Annotated in this window: 17 protein-coding genes and 1 pseudogene; 7 read left to right on the top strand and 11 right to left on the bottom strand. The window is 61.9% G+C overall.

Features of this window, described 5'->3' with window-relative positions:
- Window positions 1-45: 45 nt before the first annotated feature.
- The 4 genes from GTP27_RS03075 to GTP27_RS03090 form a co-directional block, all read right to left on the bottom strand.
- Window positions 46-177, bottom strand: coding sequence for an entericidin A/B family lipoprotein (locus tag GTP27_RS03075; RefSeq protein WP_161037729.1), 132 nt, complete (start codon window positions 175-177; stop codon window positions 46-48).
- Between the two features lie 30 nt (window positions 178-207).
- Window positions 208-1,611 (bottom strand): 3-isopropylmalate dehydratase large subunit, encoded by a 1,404-nt coding sequence (gene leuC, locus GTP27_RS03080; protein WP_161037730.1) that lies wholly within the window; start codon window positions 1,609-1,611, stop codon window positions 208-210.
- A gap of 214 nt (window positions 1,612-1,825) precedes the next feature.
- Complete coding sequence (locus GTP27_RS03085) at window positions 1,826-3,790, bottom strand: chemotaxis protein CheA (RefSeq protein WP_161037731.1); 1,965 nt, start codon at window positions 3,788-3,790, stop codon at window positions 1,826-1,828.
- Window positions 3,790-4,608, bottom strand: a complete 819-nt coding sequence (locus tag GTP27_RS03090) for a protein phosphatase CheZ (protein WP_161037732.1) — start codon at window positions 4,606-4,608, stop codon at window positions 3,790-3,792. The genes GTP27_RS03085 and GTP27_RS03090 overlap by 1 nt, the downstream gene beginning before the upstream one ends.
- A 391-nt stretch (window positions 4,609-4,999) precedes the next feature.
- Here GTP27_RS03090 and GTP27_RS03095 point away from each other — a divergent pair, with 391 nt between their 5' ends.
- The 6 genes from GTP27_RS03095 (at window position 5,000) to GTP27_RS03120 (ending at window position 9,228) form a co-directional block, all read left to right on the top strand.
- A complete protein-coding gene (locus GTP27_RS03095) occupies window positions 5,000-5,467 on the top strand; it encodes a universal stress protein (RefSeq protein ID WP_161037733.1) in 468 nt (155 codons plus the stop codon).
- Window positions 5,468-5,543: 76 nt separating this feature from the next.
- On the top strand, window positions 5,544-6,188 hold the full coding sequence (locus tag GTP27_RS03100; protein WP_155433374.1) for a response regulator: 645 nt from the start codon (window positions 5,544-5,546) through the stop codon (window positions 6,186-6,188).
- Window positions 6,189-6,391: 203 nt separating this feature from the next.
- On the top strand, window positions 6,392-7,174 hold the full coding sequence (locus tag GTP27_RS03105) for a Crp/Fnr family transcriptional regulator (RefSeq protein ID WP_161038177.1): 783 nt from the start codon (window positions 6,392-6,394) through the stop codon (window positions 7,172-7,174).
- A 214-nt stretch (window positions 7,175-7,388) separates the two neighbouring features.
- Window positions 7,389-7,601, top strand: a complete 213-nt coding sequence (gene hemP, locus GTP27_RS03110; RefSeq protein WP_161037734.1) for a hemin uptake protein HemP — start codon at window positions 7,389-7,391, stop codon at window positions 7,599-7,601.
- Between the two features lie 80 nt (window positions 7,602-7,681).
- Complete coding sequence (locus GTP27_RS03115; RefSeq protein ID WP_161037735.1) at window positions 7,682-8,011, top strand: hypothetical protein; 330 nt, start codon at window positions 7,682-7,684, stop codon at window positions 8,009-8,011.
- An 8-nt stretch (window positions 8,012-8,019) separates the two neighbouring features.
- Window positions 8,020-9,228 carry a DUF2325 domain-containing protein gene (locus GTP27_RS03120; RefSeq protein WP_161037736.1) on the top strand — a complete coding sequence of 403 codons (1,209 nt, stop codon included), beginning with the start codon at window positions 8,020-8,022 and terminating at the stop codon, window positions 9,226-9,228.
- Between the two features lie 50 nt (window positions 9,229-9,278).
- On the opposite strand, the gene GTP27_RS03125 is transcribed toward GTP27_RS03120, so the two are convergent.
- The 5 genes from GTP27_RS03125 to GTP27_RS03145 are packed head-to-tail and all read right to left on the bottom strand — an operon-like array spanning window position 9,279 to window position 13,750.
- Window positions 9,279-10,697, bottom strand: a complete 1,419-nt coding sequence (locus GTP27_RS03125) for a sulfite reductase subunit alpha (protein WP_161037737.1) — start codon at window positions 10,695-10,697, stop codon at window positions 9,279-9,281.
- Entirely contained in the window at window positions 10,694-11,716 is a 1,023-nt protein-coding gene (locus tag GTP27_RS03130; protein WP_161037738.1) for an FAD:protein FMN transferase, read from the bottom strand. The genes GTP27_RS03125 and GTP27_RS03130 overlap by 4 nt, the downstream gene beginning before the upstream one ends.
- Before the next feature lie 6 nt (window positions 11,717-11,722).
- Entirely contained in the window at window positions 11,723-12,556 is an 834-nt protein-coding gene (locus GTP27_RS03135) for a DUF4198 domain-containing protein (protein WP_202416529.1), read from the bottom strand.
- Window positions 12,557-12,565: 9 nt separating this feature from the next.
- A complete protein-coding gene (locus GTP27_RS03140; protein ID WP_161037739.1) occupies window positions 12,566-13,081 on the bottom strand; it encodes a DUF2271 domain-containing protein in 516 nt (171 codons plus the stop codon).
- Between the two features lie 30 nt (window positions 13,082-13,111).
- Entirely contained in the window at window positions 13,112-13,750 is a 639-nt protein-coding gene (locus tag GTP27_RS03145) for a PepSY-associated TM helix domain-containing protein (protein WP_161037740.1), read from the bottom strand.
- Window positions 13,751-13,956: 206 nt separating this feature from the next.
- Here GTP27_RS03145 and GTP27_RS03150 point away from each other — a divergent pair.
- Window positions 13,957-14,924 (top strand): annotated as a pseudogene (locus GTP27_RS03150) (IS1595 family transposase).
- Window positions 14,925-14,991: 67 nt separating this feature from the next.
- Here GTP27_RS03150 and GTP27_RS03155 read toward each other — a convergent pair.
- Both GTP27_RS03155 and GTP27_RS03160 read right to left on the bottom strand, forming a co-directional pair.
- A complete protein-coding gene (locus tag GTP27_RS03155; RefSeq protein ID WP_161037741.1) occupies window positions 14,992-15,411 on the bottom strand; it encodes a KGG domain-containing protein in 420 nt (139 codons plus the stop codon).
- A 481-nt stretch (window positions 15,412-15,892) separates the two neighbouring features.
- On the bottom strand, window positions 15,893-16,348 hold the full coding sequence (locus GTP27_RS03160; protein ID WP_161037742.1) for a VOC family protein: 456 nt from the start codon (window positions 16,346-16,348) through the stop codon (window positions 15,893-15,895).
- Window positions 16,349-16,485: the final 137 nt, after the last annotated feature.

Raw genomic sequence — 16,485 nt, forward strand, 5'->3', positions numbered from 1 at the left:
GGACGGCAGCGCAGAACGTACTGCGCGCCGTCATGGGGGTCCGTTTTAATGGCCCGCGGCGCCCTGCACCGCCTGGCCGGCTTTCTGCACATCCTTGCCGATACCGGCGACGGTGTTGCAGCCGGTCAGGAACAGGGTAGTCATGGCAAGAATAGTCAGTGCGATCAGTTTTTTCATAATGGGGCCTCGTGGGTCGTAAGAGTTCAATTAACGCAGACTGCGTACGTCAACGAAGTGGCCGGCGATACCGGCTGCCGCAGCCATCGCGGGCGACACCAGATGGGTGCGACCGCCCTGACCCTGGCGTCCTTCGAAATTGCGGTTGGAAGTGGAAGCGCAGCGCTCGCCCGGGTCCAGACGGTCGGCATTCATGGCCAGACACATCGAGCAGCCCGGATCGCGCCATTCGAAACCGGCATCGCGGAAGATGCGGTCCAGACCTTCGCGTTCGGCCTGCTCTTTTACCAGACCGGAGCCCGGCACCACCATCGCCAGCTTGACGTTGGAGGCGCGCTGCTTGCCGCGCACCACTTCGGCGGCGGCGCGCAGGTCTTCGATGCGCGAGTTGGTGCAGGAACCGATGAACACCTTGTCGATGCGGATATCGCTGATGGCGGTATTCGGCTTCAGGTCCATGTAGACCAGCGCTTTTTCGATGGCGCTGCGTTTGACCTCGTCTTTTTCATGGTCCGGATCAGGGATGCGGCCATCGATGGCCAGCACCATTTCCGGCGACGTGCCCCAGGTGACCTGCGGCTTGATCTCGGCCGCATTCAGCGTCACCACCAGATCGAAGCGCGCGCCCGCATCCGAGTGCAGGGTGCGCCAGTATTCGACCGCGCGGTCCCAGTGCGGACCGACCGGCGAGAACGGGCGGCCTTTGACGTAGTTGATGGTGGTGTCGTCCACGCCGATGATGCCGGCGCGCGCGCCCGCTTCGATCGCCATATTGCACACCGTCATACGGCCTTCCATCGACAGCGCGCGGATGGTGGAACCGCCGAATTCGATGCAGTAGCCGGTACCGCCGGCCGTGCCGATCTTGCCGATGATGGCCAGCACAATGTCCTTGGCCGTCACGCCGGCCGGCAGCGCACCATCCACCTGCACCAGCATGGCTTTGGATTTTTTCTGCAGCAGGGTCTGGGTCGCCAGCACGTGCTCCACTTCCGAAGTGCCGATGCCGTGCGCCAGAGCGCCGAACGCGCCGTGGGTAGACGTGTGCGAGTCGCCGCACACCACCGTCATGCCCGGCAGGGTCGCGCCCTGTTCAGGCCCGATCACGTGGACGATGCCCTGACGCTTGTCGTTCATATTGAAATAGGTCAGGCCGTAGGACTTGGCGTTGCTGTCCAGCGTCTCGACCTGCAGCCGCGAGACGGGATCGGCGATGCCCTGATCGCGCCCGGTGGTCGGCACATTGTGGTCGGCCACGGCCAGATTGGCCGATACCCGCCATGGCGCGCGCTGGGCGGCGCGCAGGCCGTCAAAGGCCTGCGGACTGGTGACTTCGTGCACCAGATGGCGGTCGATATACAAGATCGTGGTGCCGTCGTCTTCGGCCTTGACCACGTGGGATTCCCAGAGTTTGTCGTAAAGCGTCTTCATCATATTTGTTGAGTACTGCTACTGCCTGTGTGAGTGATCCACATCGATTATGCCATATTGTGCAACGCAATAGCGGTCGCTGCGGTCGGCCTCGTGAGCTGATGCAGTTCCGCTGATTTGATACACTTTTTATGACTCCTTTTAAAAAATTCTGTGCTGCAATGAAAAAAAAGCCTGCGAGGTCGCAGGCTTAGTGTCTTACTGGCCCGGCGAATTGCTAGGCTGCCATGCGCACATTGCCTCGACATCCATCCATCAGGAAGGATAGGCCTACCACTAGCACTAGTTCGCCTTCGGCCGAACGTGCTGTACCGGTAATGCCCTCGACCGCAATCGCCGTCATCGGTTTGATCACGAGGTCGGCAGTGCCGTCCACCGCGGCCACGGCCAGAATATACGGCTGTGGCGCTGCAACAACAATACCCACTTTCTCGCGGCAGCCTTCATAACCGAGCGCACCGGCCAGCGAACGCACCGGCAGCGGCCGGCCCTGATCTTTCAGCACGGGCGCACCGCCCACTTCCATGAACTCTTCCGGCAGTTCCACCACGCGCTGCACCACGGCCATCGGCAGCGCCAGCGCGGCGCCCGAGGTCGAGACCAGCATGGTCGGCACGATCGACAGCTCGATCGGCAGACGGATGGCGAACTTGGTCCCTTTGCCCAGTTCCGATTCGATGTGGATGGCGCCGCGGTTTTTCTCCACGGCGGTTTTCACCACGTCCATGCCGACGCCGCGGCCGGACACGCTGGAAGCCACTTCCTTGGTCGAGAAACCGGGCAGGAACACCAGCTGGAAGCAATCGTCGGCGCTCAGCTGGGCCGATTCGGAAATCAGGCCCTTCTGCAGCGCCTTGGCACGCAGCTTGACCGGGTCCATACCCTTGCCGTCATCCTGCAGCACGATCATCACGCTATTGGCTTCCTGCCATGCCTTGAGCGAGATATACGACTTGATCGATTTGCCGGCCACAGCGCGTTCTTCCGGCGTTTCCACCCCGTGATCGAGCGCGTTGCGCAGCATGTGCACGAGCGGATCGTACAGGCTGTCCACCACCACGCGGTCAACTTCCGTTTCCGCACCCTCGATGGTCAGTTCCACGTCCTTGCCCAGATCCTTGGCCAGTTCGCGTACCAGCCGGGGGAATTTCTGGAACAGACGGCCTACCGGCTGCATCCGGGTGGCCAGCGTGGCGCGCTGCAGTTCGGTCGAATAGCGCGAAGCGCGTTCCAGCGTTTCCGCCAGCGTGGCCATCAGCGTCTGGGCCTGGCCTTCGAACTTGAATTGCAGCAGACGTTCCAGCAGCACGGCAGCCTGATTGGCAGCCTGCACGGATTCACCGGCCACTTCCAGCAGTGCATCGAGCTTGACGGCATCGACGCGGATCGATTCTTCCTTGGCCGGTGCCGCATGCGGACGCTCCTCGCGCTTCTCGGCGGCTTCGCGTTTGACGGCGGTTGCGGCCGGATTTGCGCCGCTGGCGGCTGGCGCAGCAAGCGCTGCAGCGACAACCGGTGCGGCAGCAGGCGCGGCAACGGGCGTTGCCACGGCGGCGGGAGCAGCGGCCGCAGCAGGTGCCGGCGCAGCAGCCGCGGCCGGGCGCGTGTAGCTACCGGGCGGCATCACCGCCTCGTACATGGCATCCCAGTCCAGACCGTTTGCCGTCATGGTCGAGGCATTGCCGTCAACCGGCGCGGCAGCCACGGGGGCCGCTGCGGCAACTAAGGGAGCAACTGCTGGAGCAACTGCGGGGGCAGCGGCCGGTGCAGGGGCCGGTGCAGCGGGCGCCGAGTCGGTCTTGCCGTCGATGGCGTCCTTCAGAATGATTTCCAGATCATGCGGCATGGCCGGCAGCGTATCCGGCTCGACCCCGTTATTCAGTTCGGCCAGCTGGTCGGCCACGAAGCCGGAGGCCTGCAGCGCCGCTTCGATCGCCAGCGGCGTCACCGGCGCGGCGCCGGTACGCAGCGCATCGAACAGATTTTCGGTCAGGTGGCAGGCTGCCACCAGCGCAGGCAGGCCCATGAAACCGGCGCCACCTTTGATGGTGTGGAAGGAGCGAAACACTGCATTCAGTGTTTCCTTGTTGTCGGGGTCGCGTTCAAGCTTGAGCAGATGCTCTTCTACGTTGACCGCAAGATCCATCGCCTCGACGACGAAATCCTTGAGCATATCGTCCATTAGAATCCCAGATCAGCAAGCAAGTCGTCAACACTATCCTGGCTCAGCGCAACGGTCGGGGTCGACGGGCCTTGCATCAGGGTCACTTCTTTTGCCGCAATTTTCTCGCGCAGGGCTGGCGGTGCGTTATCACGCAGCAGCATGGCCAGTTCCTGTTCCACGGTCTTGGTGATGATCACGACTTTCTTGATCAGCTGGCCGGTAATATCCTGGAAGTCCTGCGCCATCATGATTTCCAGCAGACGGGCTTTTTCCGCTTCCGTCGCGGCCGAGACAGCGGCGGCGAAGGCCTGCGAATCGCCGGCCAGCTGCTTGAACTGTTCCTGACTGAGCTTGCCTGCAAACAGGTCGGCCCAGCGGTCTTCCATGTTCTTGGATTTCTTCGACAGGGCATCCTGTTCCGGCATGCCTTCGTCCAGCGTGTTGAGTACCTTGTTGGCCGCCTGCTCGGTCAGCGTGGCCACGTATTCGAGACGGTCCTGCGCATCATTGATCTGCGAGGACGCTTCCGTCAGTGCTTTGTCGTAGCCCAGTTCGCGCAGCGAATCGTGCAGCAGGCGCACGATGCCGCCCAGGCGTTCGAACATCGGCTTTTCTTCATCCGCGCCAGCAGCCGGCGCGGCATCGGCCGCAGGAGCCGGCGCCGGTGCCGGCGCAGCCACCGCAGTAGCGGGACGCGCAGCAGCGACTTCTTCGAACAGGCTCTCTAGATCGTCCTCGGCAGCGGCCGGTGCAGGAGCAGGCGCTGGAGCTGAAGTCTTGCTCTGCGCAGACACTTCATCAAATAATGCGTCGAAATCGTCAGCGGCGTTGGTCATAATCCCTGCTTCTCCATAATTTGTAAAAATGCTGCCCTAACTTGCTTTACGGGTGATGACTTTCGGCAATATAGCGCACCTGCCTGAGTGTAGCAGGGCACAGCCAGATTATTCAATCCCGTCACAGGGTGGCCTACCCTGCGCCACGGGTCCAGCTTAAGTTTCGTTGTATTTGGTGATACTAACATCGCTTACGGCGACAAAACATGGTTCATGACACAAAAGTAGTGCCCGGATGCAAAAAAAGCCGCGTCTCGCTAGCAAAACCACATCGCGCCACAAGGAAATCCAGCATTCACTTGATAATCATCAACTCTTTACATAGTAGCAATAATGTAAATCGGGACTAGAATGAAATATCCTGTAGCTAGTCACTGATGGGAGGCTGATCATGTACCGCAAAATCCTGATTACCACGGACGGCTCGGCCGTCTCCAGCAAAACTGCCTGCGCCGGCGTGGCATTCGCCGCCCAGATGCAGGCCGAAGTACTGGTGCTGTTCGTCGCCCAGGAGTACCAGTATCCGATCTACGTGGAAATCGTCCCGCCCAGCTACCCCAGCGAGGACGACTACCGTGCCGCCATGCTGCAGGCCGGCGAGGAGCACACCCGCACCGTGGTACAGGCCTGCCAGCAGCACAGCCTGCCCTGCCGCGCCATGACAGCCTTTGCCGAACATACGGCGCTGAAAATCGTCGAGGTGGCGGAACAACAACAGTGCGATCTGATCTTCATGGGCTCGCACGGCCGTAGCGGCTGGGGACAATTACTGCTAGGCAGCGTTACCAACAAGGTGTTGTCCCACACGCGCATTCCGGTTCTCGTACACAGGCTCATCAAGGAACCCGATAGCAAATAAAAAACCACTAGTCGATTTTTATAGTAAGATGATAAGATTGACTCAAACACAATAAATCTTATTAAATATTTCCTTCATGATTAGAATTGTCATCGCGGACGACCACACCATCATGCGCGAGGGTCTCAAGCGCATCCTCGACGGCGCACCGGATATCGACATCGTGGGGGAAGCCATCGACGGCTTCGAGGTGCTCGGCCATGTACGCCAGGGCGGCTTCGATCTGTTGCTGCTGGATCTCTCCATGCCCGGCCGCAGCGGCGTGGACCTGATCCGCCAGATCCGCTCGGAGGCCCCCAAGCTGGCCATCCTGATACTCACCATGCACGAGGAGGAACAGTATGCGGTGCGCGCCATCCGCGCCGGCGCACAGGGCTACCTGACCAAGGAGAGTGCCGGCACCCAGCTGGTCGGCGCCATCCGCAAGGTAGCCTCGGGCCGCCCCTACATCAGCACCGGCGTGGCTGAACAGCTGGCCCTGAATATCATGGCGCCCAACGAAAGCCTGCTGCACAAGCAGCTGTCGGACCGCGAATTCGAAGTGTTCTCGCTGCTGGTGGCGGGCAAGTCCATCACGGAAATCGCCAACAGTCTGCATCTGAGCGTGAAAACTGTCAGCACGCACAAGACCCGCATCATGCAGAAGATGGGCATGAGCTCGCTCTCGGAAATGGTGCAGTATGCCGTTGCCCACCGTTTGCTATCCCCGTTCAAGACCTGAACTCTCTTTTTGCATTAGGAAAACTCCTACAAGACGGCGCGTTCTCCTACGGCCAGATTCAGCCGTTGCCGATATATCCAGATTGCTTCTGTTGGCATACTGAAATCACTAAGGGCTATGCCTTACCACAGGAGATGATTATGCAGTCCACACCTTTCCCCGAACTACGCCCCGCCGGCAGCACCAGCCCCCAATCGGGCGCGATGGAAGCCGGCCGCCAGCGTCAGGGGCGCCTCTGGTCGAATCTGAAAGAAGTGTGCGACCTGCTGCACATACCGGCTGCCTGCAGCGTGAATTCGGAAGAACTGCTGTTCCAGCATGTGCAGTTCAAAACAGGCCAGCGCATCCACACCATAGGCCAGATCTTCGATACGCTGTACATCGTCAATTCCGGCTTCCTGAAAACCGTGCTGATCGACGAGTTCGGCAACGAGCAGGTACTGAGCTTCCCCATGAAAGGCGACATGCTGGGTGTCGACGGCATCCATACGCGCCACTATTCGTCGGAAGCAGTCGCCCTGTCCGATTGCGATGTGATCCTGCTGCCGTTCAAGAAGCTGACAGCGCTGGGCCGCGTCCATCCGGAACTGGAGCACCTGATGTACGGCGTGATGAGCCGCGAACTGGTGCGCGAACAGGCCATGATAGGCATGCTGGGCGCGCTCAGTGCCGAAGCGCGGGTAGCACGCTTCCTGATGTCACTGGCCGAACGCTTTGCCCAGATGGGCTATTCCTCCAAGCTGTTCAACCTGCGCATGACGCGCCACGAAATCGGCAGCTATCTGGGCCTGACGCTGGAAACCGTCAGCCGCACCCTGTCGGCCTTCAATGAAATCGGCCTCATCAGCGTAGACCAGCGCACCATCGGCATCAAGGATCCCGAAGCGCTGAAAAACCTGCGCCGCCTGCCGCCTTCGCGCACGCGCGCCAAGCAGCAGGCAGCGGCCAAAGTGCGCAACAGCGAAACCGCTCTGGCCACGCTGTAAGGAGCACCCCCGCGGGCGTATTGCATCAATTTCCCCCAGCCTTGAGCCCGGACTACCCGGGCTCTTTTTTTGTCCCGCCCGGCAAGCCGTTTGTCATTCGGCGCCCGCATTATCCGCCGCGACCCTGCGCCCTACGATTACGCTTGCATTCCGTCGCGCTATCCTCAATAATGAACGCAAATGCGAATCATTCTTATTTAAGGACTCCCCAACCATGAGCCATACTCTGCCAGCATGCACTCTTCAGCAAGCTGTTTCCGCCGCGCCCCAGCCCCGCGCCTGCCCCACTACAACGGCCAGCAACGCACCACGTCGCGTCAGCAGCGCCACGCTGATGGGCGACGGCCGCTCGATCGAAATCGAACACGGTGGCCGCATCTACCAGTTGCGCATTACCCAGCTCAACAAGCTGATACTGACGGCCTAGTGCCGCCAGCCAGTACTTTTATGCCTCGCCGCCAGCCTATCTTGCCAGCCAGAGTACCCAACTTTCCACTGGAGCGATACATGGCCTACGATCGTCACAATCCTATCTTCATGGCGCCGCCTGCCGGCCCCAATCCGGAACTGATGCTGTCAGCGGTACTGCATCTGATGTCGCACTACACAGCCCAGCACAGTGCCGAGGGCGGCTGCCTGAAACTGGCCTCGGTGATCGAGCGCCACCTCAAGGCGCTGGCCAGCCTGCCGGAACTGGCGCCAGTGCTCAGCGCCACCTGCCAGCAGCTGTCGGAACAGTGGGCCGGCGTGGTGGAGCGCCAGCTGCCCGTACCTGAACGCAGCAGCTTTCTCTCCCGCATCATGACGCGCACCCGCCACGCGGGCAGCGCGGCCTAGGGGCAGCCATGTGCGAACCTCGCGAGCACGCGGCGCCTACGCCCGCCCCCCCCGTTTCATCGCGCCGGCGCCGCCTGTGGCAGCTGGACCAGAGCAGCCATTGTCCGCTGATCGGAGTGGGACTGCCCCTGCCCGTACTGCGCAAACTGGTGGAAAAACTCAGCGGCGGAAAAACCATCGCCGACGACTACGAAATCCACGTCGGTGCGGTGAGCGAATGCAGCAGCCGCAACCGTTTATCCGAAGCACTGCAGAAAGAACTCGACCAGCGCTACGCCACCGTGCTGCTGCGCTACCGCGCCGTGCGCGACCCCGGACAACTATTTGCCCTGTGGCGCGCCGCCATCGCTGCGGGCGATGTGGCCGGCGCCTTCTGGGCGGCGCTGACCCATCCGCGTTGCACCGGCGCGCTGGAACAGCAGCTATGCCGCGACCTGCACATGGTGCAGCATCAGGCTGGCGCCTGTGTGCGCGCCGATCTGGGCAAGTTCAATGCGCTGGTCGGCGCCCATGCCCGTCTGACGCTGGACCTGGGCAAGGCCCAGCAGCGCGTGCTGGCGCTGCTGGCCGAGAAAAGTGCGCTGGCCATCCAGCAGGAGAACCGCATGATGCAGATGCAGGCTAGCCTGATCGGCAAAGATAGTCTGATTGCGTCGCTGCAGCAGCAGGTGGAACAGCTAAGCCACAGCCAGCCGGGCCTCGATAGCCGCCTGCGCCTGACGGCACGGCTGGAGCAGATGGAACAGCACAAGCGCGCCTTGCGCCAGCAGGTGGCCGACCTGCAACTGCAACTGGCACAGAGCGCGCAGCCGGCCGCTCAGGACCACCTGCCCACGGCAGGCCAGCGCGACGCAACTGCCAGCAGCAGCGCTACGCCAGCGACAGCAGCGGCACCCGTATGTCTGCAGCAGCGTGCCGTGCTGTGCGTCGGTGGCCGCAGCGGCAACGTCGCCACCTACCGCAGCCTGATCGAACGCGAAGGCGCCCGCTTCAGCCATCACGACGGCGGGCTGGAAGATAACGCCAGCCGGCTCGATGCCAGTCTCGCCGCGGCCGATCTGGTGATCTGCCAGACCGGCTGCATCAGCCACAGCGCTTACTGGCGCGTCAAAGATCATTGCAAACGCCACGGCAAACGCTGCGTCTTCATCGACAACCCCAGCATCTCCAGTCTGGCGCGCGGCTTGCAGCTAGGCGAGAGCGAAGCAAACAACTAGGCCGCACAAGGCACCGGCGTCGCGCACTGACCGTGACGCCGGCGCCAGTACTAGTACACGTCGCGCCGGTAGCGTCCGGCAGCCTGCAACTGTTCCAGAATTTCCGCTCCGAGCGCCGCCAGCAGCGCCGCATGCACTCCGGCCGCCATGCCTTCCAGACTGCCGCAGACATAAATCGCCGCACCATCGTGCACCCAGTCGCGCAGCCGCTGCGCCTGTTCGGCCAGCACGTGCTGCACATAGCGGCGCTCGGCCTGATCGCGCGAATACACCAGATCGAGCTGCTGCAGCACACCCTGTGCCTGCCAGTGCGCCAGCTCGGCGCCATACTGCCCATCGAAGGCAGCATTGCGTTCGCCGAACAGCAGCCAGTTGCGCGTCTGTCCGGCCAGTGCGCGCGCCTTCAGGTGCGCGCGCAGACCGGCGATGCCGCTGCCGTTACCGATCAAAATCAGCGGCAGCGCATGATTGTCTTCCAGCCGGAAGCGCCGGTGCGCGCGCACGCGCAGGGCAATGGCCTGCCCCGCCTGCGCTTGCTGCGTCAGCCAGCCGGACGCCACGCCATGGCTGCCGTCGGCATGACTGTGCAGACGCACCAGCAGATGCAGGCTGCCATCCGCCGGAATCGAAGCAATCGAATATTCGCGCGGCTGCTCCGGCGCGGCCGGTGCCGCGATCTGCACCAGATCGCCGGATTCCCATAGCGGCAAAGCGCCCTGCTGCGGTACCAGTTCGAGATGATAAAGCGGCGCACCGGCGCTGCCGGGATTGACGCAGACGCGACGCGCCAGCTGCCACGCTTCGAACGCGGGCGCACTCCAGTCTGGCGCGTCGCTGGTGCCGGCCAGATGGCTGAGCTGCTGGCGCCATGCCGCCAGCGCAGCCGGCGCCATGCGGTCCACTTCGATACGGGCGAACAGCGGCTGGGCGGCGCGCTGCTGCAGCCATACATCGATGGCGCGGCCAAAGCCGCAATACTGGCGGTAGCTGGTGTCGCCCAGCGCCAGCACGGCGTAATGCAGACGCTCCAGCGCCGCTGCAACACCAGCGCTACTGGCCGGTGCCGGATCAGCCGTGGCAGCAGGCAGCGCGCTCATCACCCGTGCCACAAAGCCGGCCGCCGCATCGGGCGCGTCGCCTTCGCCATAGGTGCTGACGATGAACAGCGCGCGCTCGGCCTGCTGCAAAGTGGCGGCATCGAGTTCCGCCAGCTCCAGCACCTGCGTCGCGATACCGGCCAGCTGCAGCGTGGCGGCAGTCTGCTGCGCCAGCAGTTCGGCATTCCCCGTCTGGCTGGCATGCGCCACGATCCAGCCGCTAGCGCCGGCCGCCTGCGCTGCGGCACGGGCCAGCCGTGCCTGCTGGCGCTTGCGCCTTCCCGGTAAATAGGCGCGCCAGCACAGCAGCGCGTACAGCAGGCCCAGCGTGGCCACCATCAGCCAGCGGACCGGTTCCAGAGTCCAGATCATCGGTCTAACATACTGCGGAAAGCAGAGCTCAGAGTTTCAGTGTAAGTACCATCGCCGTTGCGGCACAGCAGGCGCGCGGCCAGCCCCTGCCGCTCGGCCAGATGCAGGCCGGCCTCAGGTCCCAGCACGGTCAGTGCCGTGGACCATGCGTCGGCCGCCATGCATTGCGGATGGATGACGGTAACCGAGGCCAGCGCATTGCTGATCGGCCAGCCGGTACGGGGATCAATGGTGTGCGAATAGCGCTGACCATCATGTTCGAAATAGCGCCGGTAGTCGCCCGAGGTGGCCACCGCCAAGCCATGCAGCGCCAGCACGATGGACTCCGGCACGCCGGACGCATTGCGCTCGGGCGGCTGCTCCAGCACCACCCACCATGGCTGGCCATCGGGCTTGGTGCCGGCGCCGCGCAATTCGCCGCCCACTTCCACCAGATAGTGCTGATAACCTTGCGCCTGCAGATAAAAAGCCAGCCGGTCCACGCCATAGCCCTTGGCCACAGCCGACAGATCGAGCTGCACGGCGCCGGGCTGGCACACGCTGCGTGTGGCGGCATCGGGCGCCAGCGTCTGCGGCGCGATGCCCGCGCAGGCCTGCACCAGCTGGGCCGGCGTGGGCGCCGTGTAGCCTGGCTGATCGTAGCGCTCCGATGGGCCGAAGCCCCATAGATTGACCAGCGCGCCGGCACAGGGGTTGTAAGCCGCACCCGAAGCACAGGCTACGTCCAGCGCAAAGCTCAGCACATCGAAAAACGCTGGCGGCAGCACCTGCCGCGTGCCGGCAGGTGCGCGGTTGTAGCGGCCCAGATGGGAACCGGCTTCCCAGTGGCTCATCTGCGCCACCACATCATCGAGCTGCTGCTGCAAGCCCTGCTGCAAGCCGGCCAGATCCACCGCCAGCGGCGCAGCCAGCCGCACCGACCAGCTGGTGCCCATGCTCAGACCACGCAAATCATGCAGCACCGCGTGTTCGGGCGGCACGGCATCGCTGATGTAGTGTGGCAGTAGTACGCGGCGCATGCAGCTTTACTGCGGCAGAATTTCCACCGTAGCAGCGTAGCTGGCACGGCGCGCCGGCATCTGCGGCGGCTGGCCCGGCACGGCGGCTGCCGCCGCTGGCCACGAAGTACTGAGCAGATACATGCCGGCTGCCGGCAGCTCGAAACTCACTTCGCCTTGCGCATCCGTAGTCTTGCGGATTTCGCCCAGCGTGCCGCGATAGCGCACGCCACCCGGTATCAGGCTGACACCCTGATTGGCTGCAGGCTTGCCATCGAGCAGAAAACGCCAGGTCGCTTTTTCACCGCTGCGCAAATCATTCGGATGCGTCACCGGCACCAGCTCCAGCCCCACGCCGCTAGGTTTGAACACCGCCATGTCAGGCGTGCCGGCGCTGACATAGGTTTCCAGCCGGCTGTGCGAGCGCGTCAGCTTGACTTCGCTAGCGTCTGCCGGCACATCCTGCGCCAGCGTGGCTTCGCTGCCGCGGAAACGTTTCAGCTCGCCCGCCTTATCCTTGTAGCTGCCCATCACGCCTTGCGATACCAGTGCAATGCGATAGGTGCCGGGCTTGGCCAGTCTGACATCGAAGGTGTTGCGCAGCTTGCCGTTGCCGATATTTTCCATTGCCGCCGTACTACCGTCCGGTGCCGTAATCACGATGCCATCGAGCTTGAGGGGCTGATGGTCGATATCGAACAGGCCTTCGGAAATCGCGGCATCCACCGTTACCCACGGTTCCTTGCCCTCCACCACAGTCGACGATGGCAGCAGCCACGGTTTATGCGCCTGCGCCTGCACGGCCAGCAGCGCCAGACCCAGCGCTGCGACAGCGCGCAGCGAGGTTTTCAGTTTCAGCATGATCTATCCTCAGGGTTTCAGTTGTACCACGATGGCGCCCAGCTCTTCCTTGCCTTGCGCGCTCACGTTCTGCGCCGTTTTCGGCGGCCACTGCAAGGGCACTTTGACGGCTTCGCGGCCACCGGCCTCGCGTGCTGCTTCCACCACCAGCGTGTACTGGCCGGCCGGCAGCTTATCCAGCGTGGCCCTGGCTGCCGGGAAGGTCAGCGTATGCTCGCCCGGCGCGCGGGTCGCGCCGGAAACGCCGTCGAGCGGCAACTCCACTTCGCGTCCCGCCTTACGCCACCACTGGCGCAAATCCTTGGCCCACTTGGCGCCGCCGTTGTCTTTCTTGCGCGTGTCATACAGCACGCTGAGAGTGGTCACCACTTTCTGCTCCGAATTCTCCAGCCATGCGGCCAGATAGGGGCGGTGGTACTCGGCCACGTTCAGCTGCGGCAGTTCCAGTTTGAGTGCCAGATCGGCGCCCATGGCCGAGGCACTGGCCAGCGGCAGGCCCAGCGCGATGGAATACTTTAATTTCATGGATAACCCGTGTAAGAAAGATGGAACAGATTAGTGGATAAACAGCAAAGCTATAACAAACGGTATCAGTACGCCCAGCCCGACGATCGGCCAGGTGGACGGACGGTTGGCCGCATGGAATTTCAGGATCAGCAGCCCGGTCAGGCAGAACACCAGACAGGCCACGGCAAACAGGTCGATAAACCAGTTCCACACCGTACCCGTGTTGCGCCCTTTGTGCACATCATTGAGCCATGAAATCCAGCCGCGCTCCGTATTTTCGAATTCGGCACTGCCCTCTTCCAGCGCAAAGCGTACCCACGCATCGCCACCGGCCTTGGGCAGCGCCAGATAGACTTCATCGGCCGCCCATTCGGCCGCACGGTCACCCGCCTGCACTTTCCATGTATCACCCAGCCATTGCTGGGCAGCGGCAGGCAGCGCCAGCTTGGCGCCGTCATGCTGCTCGGCATAGCGGCGTAATTGATCTAGCAACGCTGGCGGCAAGCTGGCTTGCTGACGCTGTATCACCGGTTTGGCTTCGATCTGGCTAGCATGGTTCAGGGTAATGCCAGTGATACTGAACAGTAACATCGCCAGCAGGCAAAGCGCGGAGCTAATCCAGTGCCATTGGTGCAGATGTTTTAGCCAGAAGGCTCGGCTAGCGTTGCGGTTCGGGGCGGTGCTCAATCTCGGTTCTCCTGATTACCGTACAAATGATAATGATTATCATTTGCAATGTCAAACTATGCATTTATGAAACTTTACCATTGTGACTATGCCTAAGGCGGCAGGCTGTCGACGCCGGACGAAAAAAAGGCTATGCAATGGCCAAGTGTTGAACCGTTCGCGCCTCCATCGGTCTAATTGAGTAATTAGACCGATGGGAGGTTGTGATGAAAAAGACTGACTTTCAGAGACTGACTGATCAACTTGAGACTCTGTCACCCGAGCAGCGTACGGCGCTAAAGGGCATGTTGAGCCGCTTGTCTGAGCAAGACAGTGTATCGGTGCTGACGGAGTTTTTTAGCGCCAAGTGTTCGACTTGCCCGCATTGTGGGTCTGCTAAACTATACCGGCACGGCCAGGCGCATGGTCTGCCTCGATATCGTTGCCGAGCATGCCACAAGACGTTTAATCCTCTGACAGGCACACCACTGGCGCGCTTGCGACTGCGTCACAAGTGGCTGTCCTACCACCAGTGCCTGCTCGATTCCCTCACCATTCGTAAAGCCGCAATGGCCGTTGGCATCAGCCGCGATACCAGTTTCCGTTGGCGGCATCGTTTCCTTGCACGGGTAAAAGATGACCACCCCAAAAGTCTCCACGGTATTGCCGAAGCAGATGAAATGTATTTGCTAGAGTCAGAAAAGGGAGCACGGCATCTCGCACGTGCGCCACGCAAACGGGGTGAGGCTGCGAGCCAGCGAGGCACATCCAAAGAGCAAGTTTGCGTGTTGGTTGCACGCGACCGTACTGGTCAGACGCTGAATTTGTGACGGGGCGAGGACCTGTCAGCAAGGCACAATTACATCGCTGTCTGAGGCCGGTGCTCGATAGCGATGTGTTACTCGTAACCGATTCCAACGCGGTATATCGTTACTTCGCGCGCGAGGCGGAAATCAGCTATGAGTCGATCAACTTACGGGCCAAGCAGCGTGTGCGCGGAGCCATCCATGTCCAAAACGTCAACGCTTACCATAGCCGATGTCGTCAATGGCTACAGCGCTTCCATGGTGTCGCAACCCACTACCTACCTAATTATTTGGGATGGCGATGGGCACTCGACGCCCATCGCATTGGTACGCCCATCGATCTGCTAAAGGCATCGGCTGGAGTATTTCAACACTTTGCCGCAACATAGCCAAAAAAACCCCGACGGCACGACCGTCGGGGTTTTTAGCGGGGTGCTAGCTAGCTAGCACCAGCAATCAGGTTTTATTGCCGCTGCGTCCGCCCGTAGAGCTGCCGGAACCACCGGCAGAGCCGCTGCCGGCACCGCCTTTGCTGCTACGGCTAGATTCCTCGTCGCTGCTGCCACGGCTGCCGCCGCTGCCGCTCTGGGACGAACCACCCGGGCTGTTCTGGCTGCTGCGGCCATCATTCTTGTGGCTCATGCTGCCAGCCCGGCGGGCTTCTTCCGAGGTGAATTCGTGCGCCGTGCCTTTTTCGTGCGCGGCCCGGCCCCCTTCGGCAGCAATTTCGCGCTGCTGTTCGGGGTCCATGGAAGCGAAACCGCGTTTGCTGGTATCGCTCTGCTGGCCAGCGGACTTGTTATCGCTCTGCTGGCCACCGGACTTGTTATCGCTTTGCTTGCTAGCGGATTCGTTGTTCTGATTCGAGCTTGCCATGATGATCTCCTTTGGAACTGTTGTGCTGCCAGACCCTGCTTGCGACACAGGAGCAGTCATCGTAGTTCAGGGCGACATCGCACAGAATAGGACTCGACCATAACGCACTGTAGGAGTAGTCCCGCGCTAGCTGTCGGGCTCGATTAATGCGGACATAAATGTGGGCCGGTCGTCCTGCTGGACAATAAGGACTAGTCGCTCCTTGCCCACGCGCAGCAAGGGCTCCAGCAAAGGCGGCAAAGGCGGGATAACGCCCTGCACCTTGCGTGCCGGAGGTACGGGCGGCAGCGGTAGCAGCAGGGCGTCGAGTGGCAATATGGTTCTACTTTTTCTGGCGGGCATGTGGACTCCTGCAGGACCGGCCAGACCCGGACCGGTCTGACTATACCTACCAGCCTAGCGCGCAGATCGCGCGCAGGCTATCGGAAGGCGCTGAGTCGCGGGGTAGGAAGAAGCCCAAGGCACCTCGGGCAAACCCTGATTACTCGCAAGGCGGCTGCGACTGCTGCATGGCAGCCAGCATTTCTTCCTGCGACATATCACGGATGTGCTGGGCCAGCGCCCAGTGGTGGCCGAACGGGTCCGTCACCTGCGCATAACGGTCGCCCCAGAACATGTCGGCCGGTTCCATGCGCGATTGTGCACCGGCCGCCAGCGCCTGCGCATAGGAAGCATCCACATTGGCTACTTTCAGATGCAGGGTCACCGGGCTGCCCTTGAGCGCTTTCGGGCCCAGCCCGCCATACTCGGGAAAATCATCGGCCAGCATCACCACCGAATCGCCGATCTGCATGGCGGCGTGCATCAGACGCCCTTCCTTGCCCGGCATACGCATGATTTCGCTAGCATTAAACGCCTTGCCGTAAAACTCCAGCGCAGCGGCGGCACCTTCGCACACCAGATGGGGCGTGACACTATGCAGTTCTGCTTGTTCCATAGCAAACTCCTTGCAGTCAGTGGATGGGAGCCGCTACTGTACACCTGCGCTACAGCGCCACGTTAGGCCGCAGCCAAAAAAAAATCCGGCGTGCAGCCACACGCCGGATCTGTCAGCCCTTAGCGGCCGGAGGACGG

It is taken from the genome of Duganella qianjiadongensis (assembly GCF_009857915.1).
GTDB lineage: Bacteria > Pseudomonadota > Gammaproteobacteria > Burkholderiales > Burkholderiaceae_D > Rugamonas > Rugamonas qianjiadongensis.